The 14,346-nt window shown below is 60.0% G+C and carries 13 protein-coding genes; 11 read left to right on the forward strand and 2 right to left on the reverse strand.

Annotated features, from left to right (window positions below; translation table 11 throughout):
* Positions 1-67: 67 nt before the first annotated feature.
* The 11 genes from urtC to DES53_RS03795 all read left to right on the forward strand — a co-directional run bounded on the left by urtC (position 68) and on the right by DES53_RS03795 (position 8,356).
* Positions 68-1,234, forward strand: coding sequence for an urea ABC transporter permease subunit UrtC (gene urtC, locus DES53_RS03745; protein ID WP_113956840.1), 1,167 nt, complete (start codon positions 68-70; stop codon positions 1,232-1,234).
* Positions 1,231-2,013, forward strand: coding sequence for an urea ABC transporter ATP-binding protein UrtD (urtD, locus tag DES53_RS03750; RefSeq protein WP_113956841.1), 783 nt, complete (start codon positions 1,231-1,233; stop codon positions 2,011-2,013). The genes urtC and urtD overlap by 4 nt, the downstream gene beginning before the upstream one ends.
* Positions 2,014-2,019: 6 nt before the next feature.
* The gene (gene urtE, locus DES53_RS03755; RefSeq protein ID WP_113956842.1) at positions 2,020-2,721 is read left to right on the forward strand and encodes an urea ABC transporter ATP-binding subunit UrtE; all 702 of its coding nucleotides are present in this window, start codon (positions 2,020-2,022) and stop codon (positions 2,719-2,721) included.
* Positions 2,722-2,795: 74 nt separating this feature from the next.
* Positions 2,796-3,410, forward strand: a complete 615-nt coding sequence (locus DES53_RS03760; RefSeq protein WP_113956843.1) for a HupE/UreJ family protein — start codon at positions 2,796-2,798, stop codon at positions 3,408-3,410.
* Positions 3,411-3,444: 34 nt separating this feature from the next.
* Positions 3,445-3,747 carry an urease subunit gamma gene (locus DES53_RS03765; RefSeq protein WP_113956844.1) on the forward strand — a complete coding sequence of 101 codons (303 nt, stop codon included), beginning with the start codon at positions 3,445-3,447 and terminating at the stop codon, positions 3,745-3,747.
* 13 nt (positions 3,748-3,760) lie between these two features.
* Entirely contained in the window at positions 3,761-4,078 is a 318-nt protein-coding gene (locus DES53_RS03770) for an urease subunit beta (RefSeq protein WP_113956845.1), read from the forward strand.
* Entirely contained in the window at positions 4,075-5,796 is a 1,722-nt protein-coding gene (gene ureC / locus DES53_RS03775) for an urease subunit alpha (RefSeq protein WP_113956846.1), read from the forward strand. Before DES53_RS03770 ends, ureC begins: the two co-directional genes overlap by 4 nt.
* A gap of 20 nt (positions 5,797-5,816) precedes the next feature.
* Positions 5,817-6,230 carry an urease accessory protein UreE gene (locus tag DES53_RS03780; protein ID WP_170156824.1) on the forward strand — a complete coding sequence of 138 codons (414 nt, stop codon included), beginning with the start codon at positions 5,817-5,819 and terminating at the stop codon, positions 6,228-6,230.
* Positions 6,220-6,894: an urease accessory protein UreF gene (locus tag DES53_RS03785; protein WP_113956848.1), complete on the forward strand. Its 675-nt coding sequence runs from the start codon at positions 6,220-6,222 to the stop codon at positions 6,892-6,894. The genes DES53_RS03780 and DES53_RS03785 overlap by 11 nt, the downstream gene beginning before the upstream one ends.
* An 18-nt stretch (positions 6,895-6,912) precedes the next feature.
* The gene (ureG, locus tag DES53_RS03790; RefSeq protein ID WP_113956849.1) at positions 6,913-7,542 is read left to right on the forward strand and encodes an urease accessory protein UreG; all 630 of its coding nucleotides are present in this window, start codon (positions 6,913-6,915) and stop codon (positions 7,540-7,542) included.
* A gap of 13 nt (positions 7,543-7,555) precedes the next feature.
* On the forward strand, positions 7,556-8,356 hold the full coding sequence (locus DES53_RS03795; RefSeq protein ID WP_113956850.1) for an urease accessory protein UreD: 801 nt from the start codon (positions 7,556-7,558) through the stop codon (positions 8,354-8,356).
* A gap of 501 nt (positions 8,357-8,857) precedes the next feature.
* Here the strand turns inward: DES53_RS03795 and atzF are convergent.
* Both atzF and uca read right to left on the reverse strand, forming a co-directional pair.
* The gene (gene atzF / locus DES53_RS03800; RefSeq protein WP_113956851.1) at positions 8,858-10,681 is read right to left on the reverse strand and encodes an allophanate hydrolase; all 1,824 of its coding nucleotides are present in this window, start codon (positions 10,679-10,681) and stop codon (positions 8,858-8,860) included.
* Positions 10,678-14,346 (reverse strand): urea carboxylase, encoded by a 3,669-nt coding sequence (gene uca / locus DES53_RS03805; RefSeq protein ID WP_113956852.1) that lies wholly within the window; start codon positions 14,344-14,346, stop codon positions 10,678-10,680. The genes atzF and uca overlap by 4 nt, the downstream gene beginning before the upstream one ends.

The raw sequence follows: 14,346 nt of genomic DNA on the forward strand, positions 1-14,346 counted from the left end.
GCGAGTTGCTGGCACCCTTTTTGCAGACATTCGCTGAATCGCAACGCACTCCACCTGACTCCGCCGCATGAGCATGTCTCTCGTAGGTAATAATTTTTTCAACAAACGTCGCACCATTGAGTTTGCCGCTGTGGGCATCATCGGGGTGTTGATGGTTGTCGTCCTGCCATTGCTGAATTCTCTGAACCTGATGTCCAACTTCTGGCTGGGCGTCATTGGCAAGTACCTTTGCTATGCCATTCTTGCCATCTCCGTGGATATGCTGTGGGGCTACATGGGACTGCTGAGCCTGGGGCAGGCGCTCTTTTTTAGCCTCGGAGGGTACATGCTGGGCATGTATCTGATGCGAATGATCGGCGGTGAGACGATGCCCACCTTCCTGAACATGCAGGGCTACACGGATTGGCCGTGGTTCTTCGGCCCGTTTACAAGCTTTCCATTCGCAATGCTGATGGTGCTCATCGTTCCCGGAATCGTGGCGCTGGTGTTTGGCTTCCTTGCTTTCCGTTCCCGCATCAAAGGGGTGTACTTCTCCATTCTCACCCAGGCACTCACCTATGCCGCGGCGCTGCAGTTCTTCCGCAATGACATGCTCATGGGTGGAAACAATGGCTTCACGGACTTCAAGTTCATCCTGGGACATGACATCCGCAGTGCGGACACGCAGCGCATTCTCTACATCATCACCGGAGTGGTGCTAATTGGCATCTATGGCATGTGCCGCTGGTTGAATGGCACGAAATTCGGTCTCGTGCAGCGTGCCATTCGTGACAGTGAAAATCGTGTCCTCTTCTCCGGCTACGCTGCGGCTCACTACAAGCTTTTCATCTTTGTGCTAAGCGCGGTTGTCGCCGCCATCGGTGGTGCGCTCTATGTCGCACAGGTGCAGATCATCAATCCCGCGGAGATGCAGGTGGACAAGTCGCTCGATGCCGTGGTCTGGGTGGCGGTCGGTGGACGCGGGACGTTGCTCGGGCCCATCATCGGTGCGATCAGTGTGAACGCACTCAAGAGCTGGGCCACGAATGTATTCCCAGATGCGTGGTTGATCATCCTGGGTGGCCTGTTTGTCCTGGTGGTGTTGTTCATGCCGAAGGGCATTGTGGGCTTGCCGGCCCAGTTGATGGGAGTCTGGAAAAGGTATCAGGCAAAGCGGCCTGCGGCGGATGAGACGCCCGTGTCCCTCCCTGAAACTTCTACCACCGAATCTTCCGCTTCCTCTCCCGCCAAATGAGCGCCACGCTGCAACTTGCTGAACCGAAACCGTTCCTCCTCGCTGCTGAAGGACTGAACAAGTCCTTCCAGGGATTCCGGGCGATCAAGGATTTATCGTTCTACCTCGACAAGGGTGAGCTTCGTACGGTCATTGGCCCGAATGGCGCCGGAAAGACCACATTCCTGGACCTCATCACCGGCCGCACCAAGCCAGACACGGGTACGATGCAGTTCGAGAATCGGGACATTCTCCCGATGAACGAGTATGAGATCTACCGTCTCGGCATTGGTCGCAAGTTTCAGACGCCCACGGTGTACACGGACCATACGGTCTATGAGAATCTCGTGCTGAGTCTCGAAGGTTCCAGGGGCGTGTGGCGCAGCCTCTTCAGCAAGGTAAAGCCCTCTGAGAAGGACCGCATCTTTGAGATTCTGAACATCATCAAGCTCAAGGACAGCGCACAACGTAAAGCGGGTGAGCTGGCCCACGGGCAGAAGCAGTGGTTGGAGATTGGCATGCTGCTGGCCCAGAACGCAAAGCTGCTTCTCGTGGATGAACCTGCCGCGGGTATGACGGATGAGGAAACGCACCGCACTGGTGAGCTGCTGCTGTCACTGGCGGGTGAGCACACCATTGTGGTCATTGAGCATGATATGACCTTTGTGCGCCAGATTGCCAAGGATCGCCGCGTGACGGTGCTGCATCAAGGCACAGTGCTCTGCGAGGGCGCCGTCGACTTTGTGCAGAACGACGAGCGCGTCATCGAAGTTTATCTCGGCCGCAAATCAAAACAATAGTCCTTCATGAACGTACTGGAAGTCAAAGGCCTTGAGGCATCGATTGGCGGAAGCCGTATCTTGCGCGGGGTGGAGTTTGTGGTGCCGCCGAAGTCCGTCTTCTGCTTGATGGGACGCAACGGGGTAGGGAAGACATCCACGTTGAAGTCGCTGGTGGGTCTGCTGGGAACCAACGGAGGCAGCATGGTGCTCGATGGAAAGCCGCTCAACGGGTTGTCACCCGAGGATCGTGCACGCATGGGCATCGGCTATGTGCCGCAGGGACGTGAAATCTTCCCGCACCTCACCGTGCAGGAGAATCTGGTCATCGGCACCGTGGCGCGTGGCATGAAGCTGAATGGCCAGCTCGACCGCATCTACACGCTCTTTCCCATCATCAAGGAGTTCCTGCCGCGCAAAGGCGGGATGCTGAGCGGTGGCCAGCAACAGCAGCTCGCGATTGCGCGCGCCCTGCTCACCAAGCCCAAGCTGCTCATCCTTGATGAACCGACCGAGGGCATCCAACCGAACATCATCGACCAGATCGGTGATGCCATCAAGATGCTGCGTGAAGAGGGCGAGATGAGCATCCTGCTGGTGGAGCAGTACCTCGACTTCTGCAAAGAACTTGGGGATAACTTTGCCATCCTGGAACGTGGCTCCGTGGCCGCCGCTGGAGCGATGAAGGAGCTATCCGACCAGATGATTAAAGAATTCCTCACCGTGTGAGCGAAGCGCAGTTGCGCGGCTGCTCATGCCATCCCAATTTGGCCAACTCTCTCTCATCCTCTTCCCAAACTCCCATGACCCTGAGAAGACTGTTCCCGAAAACACTGCCCCTGGCCCCACTCCTCCTGGCCACGAGTGCCTACGCGCATCCCGGCCATCCGCATCCCTTTGAAGAGGTGGATGAGTTCGAGTCACCTGCCGCAGACTTTGCGCAGGCGGTCCTGCATCCCTTCTCTGGTCTGGACCACCTCCTCGCGGCGGTGATGGTGGGTTGCCTGGCGTACATGATGGGCCGCAAGCTGGGTGCTGTGGCAGCCGCGATGTTCATGGGCAGCCTCGCCTTGGGCTGGGGGATTGCAAAACTCGGTATGGCTCTCCCGATGATGGAACAGGGACTGGCGCTTTCGGTCGTGGCTGCCGGCTTGATGCTGGTGATGTATGTGAAGGCTTCGAATACGGTCGGCTTTGGAGTGATTGCCGCACTTGGATTCTGGCATGGCAGTGCGCATGGTGTGGAAATGGCTTCAGTCGCTCCCGCGGCGGGGCTTGTTGCTGGTACGGGTCTGGCTGTGATGCTTGGCTCGATGGCGGCGATGCTGGCCACGAAGCTGAGTCCTTCCGCCATCAAGTATGCAGGTGCTGCGGCTGCGGTCGCTGGCGTGGTGATGGTGGTCCAGCGTGTGGCCTGACCTGAGGTAGAGCTGAGGCTTCGAATATCCCACCATGCATCTTTCACCTCGCGAACAGGAAAAGCTTCTTGTGGTTGTAGCGGCGGACCTCGCGCGCAAGCGTCGCGATCGAGGGCTGAAGCTGAACTATCCTGAAACGGTTGCTCTGATCACCGCCGAGATCTTCGAAGGCGCGCGTGATGGCAAGAGCGTCTCCGAGCTCATGAGCTACGGCACCACGCTGGTAAAGCGCAGTGAGGTCATGGAAGGCGTGGCCGAAATGATTCACGACATCCAGGTGGAAGCGACCTTCCCCGATGGCACCAAGCTCGTCACGGTGCACAACCCTGTACGCTAACCAAGCACCATCCATGATCCCGGGCGAAATCATCCATCCTCCAGGAAGCGGGGAGCTGTCGGCGAATGTCGGCCTGGCCACGACGACGGTGCTTGTCTCCAACACTGGCGACCGACCCATCCAGGTGGGCAGCCACTTCCACTTCTATGAAGTGAATACATCCCTGGAGTTTGACCGCGCCGCGGCCCTTGGCTTTCGCTTGAACATTCCCGCGGGAACTGCCGTGCGCTTTGAGCCCGGAGATACCCGCGAAGTGGTGCTCGTGGCCTTCGCCGGGAAGCGCGAGATGTACGGACTCAACAACCTTGTGAACGGACCACTGCCATCATGAAGATGACCCGCAAACAACACGCCCGCATGTTTGGGGCGACCGTAGGGGACCAGGTGCGTCTCGCAGATACGGAACTCTTCGTGGAGGTCGAGCGTGACCTCATCGCGGAGAAGGGCGGCTATGGCAACGAAGTGAAGTTCGGCGGTGGCAAGGTGATTCGCGATGGCATGGCCCAGTCGCCTCTGGCTCTGGATGCCGACTCGCTGGACCTCGTCATCACCAATGCGCTCATCATTGATGCGGTGCAGGGCATCATCAAAGCGGACATCGGCATCAAGTACGGCCGCATCGTCGGCATCGGCCATGCGGGCAATCCGCTGCTGCAGGACGGCATCGACATGATCATTGGCGCGGGCACGGAAGTGATCGCGGGTGAAGGATGCATCATCACTGCGGGTGGCATCGATACGCACATCCACTTTATCTGCCCCCAGCAGATCGATCACGCACTGGCGAGTGGGATTACCACGATGATTGGCGGTGGTACCGGCCCGGCGCATGGCACGTATGCCACGACATGTACACCGGGCATCTGGAACATCCACCGCATGCTGGAAGCGGCGGAGGAGTACCCGATGAACCTCGGTTTCCTTGGAAAGGGAAACTGCTCCACGCTGCCACCGCTTCGTGAGCAGGTGGTGGCCGGTGCCATCGGCCTGAAGCTGCATGAAGACTGGGGCACGACACCGGCGGCGATTGATACCTGCCTGAGCGCGGCGGATGAACTGGACGTGCAAGTGGCGATTCACACGGATACGCTGAATGAAGCGGGCTTCGTGGAGAGCACGCTGGCGGCCTTCAAGGGACGCACGATTCATACCTATCACTCCGAAGGAGCTGGCGGGGGGCACGCTCCGGACATCATTCGTGTGTGCGGCGAGGCGAATGTATTGCCTTCCTCCACGAATCCCACGCGTCCCTTCACGGTGAACACCATTGATGAGCATCTGGATATGCTCATGGTGTGCCATCACCTGGACTCCCGTATTCCCGAGGACGTGGCCTTTGCCGAGTCGCGTATCCGTCCTGAGACGATTGCGGCGGAAGACCTGCTGCATGACCTTGGCGCCATCTCCATGATGTCGAGCGACAGCCAGGCCATGGGGCGCATCGGTGAGGTAATCACGCGCACCTGGCAGACCGCGCACAAGATGAAGGTGCAGTTTGGCAAGCTGGAAGATGCCAGCCATCCCAAGGCGGACAACTTCCGCGCCCTGCGCTATGTCGCGAAGTACACCATCAATCCCGCCCTCACGCACGGCATCGCCCATGAGGTGGGCTCCATCGAAGTGGGCAAGCTGGCTGACCTCGTCGTGTGGAAGCCGGCATTCTTCGGCGTGAAGCCGGAAACTGTGCTCAAGGGTGGCATGATTGCCATGGCCAACATGGGCGACCCGAATGCGAGCATTCCCACGCCGCAGCCCACGTACTACCGTCCGCAGTTTGCCGCGCATGGACGTGCCAAGCTCAAGACCTCGCTCACCTTTGTGAGCGCCATCTCGCTGGAACAGGGCGTGGTGAAGAACCTCGGCCTCGGCAAGACGCTCAGCGCGGTGAAGAACTGCCGCAAGGTCAGTAAGAAGGACCTGCTGTGGAACAATGCCCTGCCGAAGATCGAGGTCGATCCCGAAACGTATACCGTGAAAGCGGATGGCCGCGAGCTGCGTTGTGAGCCTGCTGAAGTGCTGCCCATGGCCCAGCGATACTTCCTCTTCTAGCAATGCATCTCATTCACCGCATGGCCGCTCCCACCTCCGCGCGGCCAGAGGCTTCTCAGATCGTCTTGAATGCGGAGAGGTCGATGTTCCTGAAGCGCCGCTGGCGCGGCGTGGCGGATGATGGCCAGGAGTTTGGCTTCGACCTGCAAGAGCGGCTGAAGGATGGCTGTGTCATCTTCCAGACGGAGACGGTGGATTACATCATCCGGCAGATTCCGGAACTGGTGTATCAGGTTAAGATGACATCGCCCGAGTTTGCCGCGCTGGTGGGGTGGAAGGTGGGGAACCTGCACTTCCCAGTGCAGATCACTGCGGAGTGGGTGCGCATCACTCATGACCTGGCCATCAAGCAGCTTTTGGAGAGGGAAGGCTGGCCATTCGAAGAAGCGACTGTTGTGTTCAACCCCTTGCGCGTGATGCCCCATGCTTCCTGAGTGGCTCCCCTGGCTGTTGCAGGTCAATGATTCCCAGTTTCCCTCCGGGTCCTATGCGCACTCGATGGGCCTTGAGGAACTGGTCCAGCGCGGCCTGGTGCCCAAGCCGGACCACGTGGAGAAGTTTCTGCACGAACAGGTGATTCCCAGTCTGTGTGCGTTTGAGCTGCCCTTCCTCGCACAGGCACATGCCGCAGCCGTGGCGCATGACATTGCCGAGTTGCGCCGCCTCGATGATGAACTTGATGCGTGGAAGCTGGCGGCGGAACTGCGCCAGGCAAGCCGGCAGATTGGCTCTCGCCGACTCACGCTCACGCGCAAGCTGGAGGACTCGACCCTCGCTGCGGATTATGCGGCGACGGATGCGCCCTGCCATCATCTCATCGTGTGCGCCATTGAGCTGAAATCCCTTCCCGTGGCGGCGGCGGCCTGTGCGTATGCGCAGCAGACCGTCAGTGGATATGCCACTTCGGCGATGAAGCTGGTGCGCATGGGGCAGGAGCGCTGCCAGCTGATGGTGCGAGGCGCGATCGCGGCCCTGGCCCCGAAGCTGGAGACTGCCGTCGAGCTGGTTCCAGAGCGCCGCATCGGCTGGTTTAATCCGCTTCTCGAAATCGCCTCCATGCGTCATGCTCGGGCGCACGAGCGGCTTTTCATTTCCTAGTTTCTGTTTCTGCATCGTATGACCACGAACGCTTCCATCGACAGTGCCCGCCCCATCCGCATCGGAGTCGGAGGTCCGGTGGGCTCCGGCAAGACCATGTGCGTGCTCCGCCTCTCCCAGTGGCTGAAGGAGGAGTACTCCATGGCGGTGATCACCAATGATATCTACACACGGGAGGATGCGGAGTTCCTGCTGCGGCAGAATGTGCTGCCTGCAGACCGCGTCATGGGCGTGGAGACGGGTGGGTGCCCGCACACGGCGATTCGTGATGACACCAGCATGAACATGGCTGCCGTGGTGGAGCTGGAGAAGCGCCATGCGGACCTGAAGCTCATCCTGATTGAGAGCGGTGGGGACAATCTCTCTGCCACCTTCTCCCCGGAACTCGTGGACGCGTACATCTATGTGATTGACGTGGCGGAAGGGGACAAGATTCCGCGCAAGGGTGGCCCGGCGATTCGAACCAGTGACCTTCTACTGATCAACAAGACTGAGCTGGCTCCCTATGTGGGTGCCGATCTGGATGTGATGGCGCGTGATGCCAAGATCATGCGCGGCGAGCGTCCCTTCATCTTTGCCGACCTGAAATCAGAGAAGGGCAAGGATGACCTGATTGGTTGGCTGAAGCGGGAGTACCTCTTCGTGTGACGCGTCGCGAATCATGATTGGCCACCTCAAGCTCGTCTGTTCTCGCCGTGAGGACGGTGTCAGCTATCTGCGGGAGCAGTCGTTCCGCGCGCCTATGCACCTGAGCAAGCCTCACTTCGATGAAGGCGCGCTGGTGGTGAACCTGGTGAATCCGACAGCGGGCATCTTCGATGATGATGACATCGCGCTGGAGGCGACGGTGGAGGAGGATGCGAGACTCGTGCTCACCACACCGGCATCGAGCCGGGTGTTTCGCTCCCGCAAAGGCGATGTGGCGCATGTGACGCAGACGCTGCGCGTGGCAGCGGGCGGTATGCTGGAGTATTTCCCGGAGCCCTTCATCCCGCATGCGGGAGCACGGTATCACCAGAAGAATGATATCCATTTGGCCGCAGGTGCGTCGTTGTTGTTCTTCGAGTGGCTCGCGCCGGGACGGGTGACCAGTGGTGAGGTCTTTGAGTTTGATGAACTGCAGTGGGATACGGATGTTTGGTCCGGCGGCGTGCTGGCAGCGCGTGAGCGGTATACCTTGAGCAGGGTGGGGGATTCGCTGAATTCGTTGCGAATCGTGTCCGAGACGGCGCACTATCTCGGGTGCTTCGTGTTTGGATTGGCGACGTTTCCTCAGGCCGAAGTGGAGGCGCTTACGAGTGAGGATGTGTACATCGGTTGTGGACCGCTCGCCGTGGGAGGTGGGTGGACCATCAAGGCTGTGTGCCGTGATGCCGTGGCAGCGCGAAGGACGATGAAGAGTCTGCGCGAGATGCTGTATGCCGCGATGGAAAAGCCGGCTCCGACGTTGGGGAGGTATTGAGGAAGGCAACCAAGCAGGTGAGGGAAGGCAGGCGTGTGCCTCTGGTCCATGACGGGGCTCACCTATTGACTGGTAGGGGGCTGCTGCGTCGGCCTCCTAATTTTGTGGGCGGAGCCGTGCGGAGCTACAGGGCGAAACAATCTGTAGTGTGGGGAGTCTCCCGACGACACTTTCCAGAGCTATCGCATGCCGAGGGGACGGCTCCTGTCCACAAAGCAGAAGCAACTGGCGGTAGATGGCATTGCTGCGGGGTGAAAGAAAATGGCGTGTCAGGGGTTGGGGAACGAGGCGTTCCCCTTCCTTGGGCATGGTGCGAAGCCATGGGGGCAGAGTTATCGCGTGGACGGAGGTTGCGGCACGCTAGTTCCACACCGCCTCCGCCCGCCTAGTTAGGAAGCCGACGCAGCAGTTCCCTACCGGTGTATCGGCACGCGAAGCCATAGACTAGAGGAATGCTGAAAGGGTGGTTTGCGGACACCGCTAGAAAATCATGTGTTCTCACTAACTGCTCCGACCCTTCATCCAGTCCCGCCAGCCACCGAACGAAGTGATTTCTTCTTCGGGGTGCAACGCGATGGACTCGCAGAGGAAGCCGAAAACTTTGGTGCCGTCTTCGAGCTGTACTTTGCCGAAGCCCAATGGCGGTGGCACTGCGTTCACAAACGAGCCGACGGTGTCCTCGGGCAATTCCCAAACTTCGAGAGCGATGGCGGTGCCGCCTTCCGTCACCCGGACGAGGCCGGGGCGGTCGGGGATGCTGCCCGCGCCGGGTACGCGATAGAGACGATAGTCCGGGGTAGTGCTGCCGGTGCGCACCAGGCGCCCACCGCGTGAGGTGAGCTGGTGATTGAGCGGCAGGCCTTCCATGTGCGCGCCGCATACCGCAATCTTCATCCAAGGCTTTGCGGCCGGCTCCGTGGGTGAAGGGGCTGGGGGAAGAGTGCTGCTGCTCACGGCAAGCTTGCCCACGGGAAGGTCGCTCTTCGCATGCATCGCGGCTGCGAGCACGGCCAGTCGCTTGTCTTCAAAAGCTGGCGAGAAAAGCGTGATGCCCCACGGCAGTCCATTGCCCAGGAACCCCGCGGGCACTGCCCAAGCGCAGAGGTCCAGCAGGTTCATGTAGTTCGTGTACTTGCCGAGGTTGGAGTTGAGCTTGATGGGCTCGGCCAGCACTTCGGAGACCTTGTAGATGGTGCCAGCCGTCGGCGTGATAATCGCGTCCACTTCGGACCACACAGCTTCTGAGGCGCGCTTGAGTTCCGCGAGATGGTACTGTGAGGTGAACGCCGCCACGGCATTCGGTTTGGCACCACCTTCGATGATTTGCAGCGTGGTGGGATAAAGCGCTTCCGGCGTCTTCTCGATCAAGTCGGGAATCACCGAGTAGCGTTCCGCAACCCAAGGGCCTTCATAGAGCAGGCGCGCGGCATCGAGGAAGGGTTGCAAGTCGATTTCGCGAATGCGCCAGCCCAAAGACTCTGCGCGGGCGATGGAGGCCTCATACAGTTTCTGCGCATCGGCATCACCAAAGAAGTCACGCTGCTCGGGCTTCGGCACACCGATGACAATGGATGCCGGATCCCATGGCCTTTGCGAGGCCACATAGGGACGCGCATAAGCATCAGCACGATCAAACTCGGAAACCACATCGGCGACTGTCGAAGCATCCGCCACGGAGAGTGCGAAGACAGAGATGCAATCCAGCGTTCGGCATGCAGGCACGAGACCCGAGGAACTCAGCAGGCCACGGGTGGGTTTCCATCCCACAAGGTTGTTAAACGAAGCTGGCACGCGCCCCGAACCTGCCGTGTCCGTGCCGAGGCTGAAGCTCGCCATGCCCAGCGCCACAGCTACCGCAGAGCCGGAGCTGGAGCCACCAGGGATATATTCCGCATTGAATGCATTCTGAGGCACGCCATACGGCGAGCGCACGCCGACGAGGCCCGTGGCAAACTGGTCGAGGTTTGTCTTGCCCAGAGGGATGGCTCCCGCAGCAATCAGCTTCTCCACCACGAAGGCAGATTTCTTCGGCTGGTAGCTATACGTAGGACAAGCGGAAGTGGTGGGCAGGGCATCCCAGTCGATGTTGTCCTTGATGGCAAAGGGAATGCCATAGAGAGGCAGCGACGCAGGGTCTTGCTTCTCCAGCGCAGTGAGGAGTTCATCCACCACGCTCCAGTCTGGACGGGAGATCCAGATGGCGGGGTCCGCCTTCTGCGCGAGGTCAAACGCAGCGCGTACGACCTCGCGAGGCGTGGTCTTTCCTGAGCGGTAGTCGGCGAGGAGGGTGGTGAGGGAAAGGTCCGGAATCGGGGAGGAAGTCATGGAGCAATGGCGAGAAGAGTTTGGCCAGGGGAGACCGACTGGCTCTCTCGTACCAGCACGGAGGATACCAATCCCGCCACCGGTGTGTGGACGTGGATCTCCATTTTCATCGCTTCCACCAGGGCCACGGTCTGGCCGCTCTCCACGCGGTCGCCCTCGGCCACGAGGAGCTTCCACAGGCTGCCATTTACCGGGCTCTGGATGGCCTCATGACCATCTTCGAGCACGAAGTCTGCCGTTTCTTCTATCGGTCCTGTCTCGGAAGCGCTGGCGACATTCAAGCCGGCCGCAGCCCAGCGTTGGCGCTCTTCATCGAAGGCCCGTTGCTGCTTCTCCTTGAATTCACGAATGCTGACATCTTCACGGCGCAGGAACTCATGATAGTCCGAGAGCTTGAAGGTGGTCTCCTCAATGCGTGGCGTGTAGCGCCCTTGCGGGAAATCCCGGCGAAGCTGCTGCAACTCGTCCGCGCTCACGAGATAGAAACGCACCTGGTCAAAGAAGCGAAGCAACCATGGCTTGCCTTTCTCAAAGGACTGGGTGACGCGGAAGCGATTCCACATCTGGATGGTGCGCCCAACGAACTGATAGCCACCGGGACCTTCCATGCCATAGATGCATAGATAAGCGCCGCCGATACCCACGGCATTCTCCGGGGTCCAGGTGCGGGCGGGATTGTACTTCGTGGTCACCAGACGATGGCGTGGATCCAACGGCGTTGCTACGGGCGCACCCAGGTACACATCACCCAGGCCCATCACGAGGTAGCTGGCACCGAGCACGATGCGCTGCACTTCATCGAGGGACTCCAGACCATTGATGCGGCGGATGAATTCGATGTTGCTCGGGCACCACGGAGCATCTGGCCGTACGGACTGCGTGTACTTCTGAATAGCCTCGCGCGTGGCAGGGTCGTCCCATGAGAGGGGCAGGTGGACGATGCGTGAGGGCACCTCCATCTGGTCCATGCTGGGAAGATTTTGCCGCACTTCTTCCACAAGATCGATCACGGCGTTGAGCGTGAGATCCTGGTTGTCGAAATGGATCTGCAGCGAGCGAATGCCCGGCGTGAGATCGAGAATGTCTGGATGGTCCCTGCGCACGAGCGCCAGATAGATGGCGTGCGCCCAGAAGCGAAGCTGGATGTCGAGCACCAGAGGACCAAACTCCACCAGCAGGTAGCAGTCACCCGAAGGGCGATACACAATCTCCGGCCGATCGCCTTCCGCAGTTATTGTGCGCAGCACAGCGGTGGTGTGGGGGATTTCCTCAGGCTCCGTGCGACCGGGCTCCACGGGGGATTCCAGCTTCAACGTCGCGATGAGGGTCTCCTGCTGCTCCTGAAGCAAGCGGGCCTCCTCTTCGGCCAGCTTGCAGAAGCAGACCTTGTCACCGGGTTTCAACTGACCCAGTTTCCAGAGCTCCGCCTGCACAATCACTGCAGGGCAGACGAAGCCGCCAAGACTGGGACCATCGGGACCAAGAAGAATCGGCATGTCTCCCGTGAAGTCGACCGAGCCCACTCCATACGCATTGTCGTGGATGTTCGAGGGATGCAGGCCCGCTTCGCCACCATCGGGACGTGCCCACTTGGGTTTCGGGCCAATGAGACGCACACCGGTACGGGCGGAGTTGTAGTGCACTTCCCACTCCGTCGTGAAGAACACTTCCATGTCCTCCGGCACGAAAAACTCCGGCGCACCATGGGGACCGTAGAGAACCCCGAGATGCCAGAGACGTTCACCTCCGCTGGTGGGGGTATGACGTGAGGCAAGTGAGAAGAGGTTCGCCAGTGCCTTTGCACGGTTGGAAAGTGCCTCTTCATCCGCGAGAGCTTCTGTCGCCTGGTTGATGCTGCCGAGGGCGAGCACATCGCCCAGACGCAAAGCACGACCAGCATGCCCGCCGACATTCCCAAGGGTAAAGGTGGATCTGCTGCCGAGATAGAGAGGCACATCAAAACCACCCTGCACGGCGAGATAAGCACGGCATCCCGCGCCCTTGGCAGCGCCAATCTTGAGCGTCTGACCGGCCTTGATGTCGATGGGCCTCCATGACTCCACCGCAACGCCATCCACTTCCACGGGCATGGCAGCCCCGGTAAGGGCGACGCGGGAGTCCGTGTTGAACTTCAGGGTGGGACCGCTCACGGTGATTTCCAGCCCGGCCTTCTCTTCGTTGTTGCCGACAAGGCGGTTGGCCATGCGAAGCGACAACGGGTCCATGGCTCCTGATGGAGGCACACCGACTTCCCAGTAGCCGAGACGTCCGGGATAGTCCTGCACCGTCGTCATGGTGCCAGCAGCAAGGACATCCACCGTGCGTGGGCGATAGTCAAAGCCGCCCAAGGCACGCGTGGTCATGCGACCCTCCTTGAAGAGTTCGCTTTCCGCAATCTGCTTCAGGTAAGCGAGGTTCGTTTCAATGCCTGCGAGACGTGAAGCCTCCAGCGCGGCGATGAGACGGGCGCGAGCGTCCTCGCGATTCTCCCCGTGAACGATGATTTTCACGAGCAGTGGGTCGTAGAAAGGCGTCACCTCAGTTCCGGCGCTCACCCATCCATCGCAACGCACGTATTCCTCCGGCAGGCTCACGTGCGTGAGCACGCCGCAGGAGGGTTGGAAGTCCTTGTTGGGATCCTCCGCATACACGCGGGCCTGCATCGCACAGCCGTAGCGTGCGATGTAGATGTCCTCGATCTTCATGTCATCACCGGCAGCGATGCGGATCATCCACTCCACGAGGTCGAAACCGGTGACTTCCTCCGTGACGGTGTGCTCCACCTGCAGACGCGTGTTCACCTCCAGGAAAAAGAACTTCCCGGTATCCGCATCGTACACAAATTCCACGGTGCCGGCGGAGCGGTAGTTCACGGACTTCGCGAGGCGTACGGCGGCATCCCAGAGATTGCGGCGTTTCTCGTCGTCGAGTCCTGGTGCGGGCGTTTCCTCGATGACCTTCTGATTGCGGCGTTGCGTGGAGCAGTCGCGCTCACCGAGGGCGATGACGCCGCCGAAGCCGTCGCCAAAGATTTGCACCTCGATGTGGCGCGCATTGACCACGAACTTCTCGATGAACACGCCACCATCACCGAAGCTCGCGGTGCCCTGGCGTACCACGGATTCGAAGGCGTTCCGCAGAGACTCAGCATCATCGCAACGACGCATGCCGATGCCGCCGCCGCCAGCGGTGCTCTTGAGCATGACTGGGTAGCCGATGAGTTCCGCCTCATCGATGGCTTCTGCGGCATTGCTCAGCAGCCCTGTGCCGGGTACCAGAGGTACCTTGCACGCGATGGCATGCTCACGCGCCGTATGTTTCAGGCCAAAGGCACGCATCTGTGCAGGCGTGGGGCCGATGAAGGCCACACCCGACTTTTCGCAAGCCTCAGCGAAGCCCGCGTTCTCACTGAGCAGACCATAGCCGGGGTGCACGGCCTGCGCACCGCTCTCGGCGATGACCTCCAGCAGTCTTTCTTGATTGAGGTAACTCGCGGCCACCTGAGCCGGGCCCAGAAGGTAGGCTTCATCCGCCATGGCCACATGCGGAGCATCGCGGTCCGCTTCGGAATACACAGCGACCGACTTCACGCCCAGCTTCTTGAGCGTGCGAATCACACGGCAGGCGATTTCGCCACGATTGGCGATCAAAACCTTGCTAAACAT

The sequence above is a fragment of the Roseimicrobium gellanilyticum genome, from assembly GCF_003315205.1.
In the GTDB taxonomy this organism is placed as follows: Bacteria; Verrucomicrobiota; Verrucomicrobiia; order Verrucomicrobiales; family Verrucomicrobiaceae; genus Roseimicrobium; species Roseimicrobium gellanilyticum.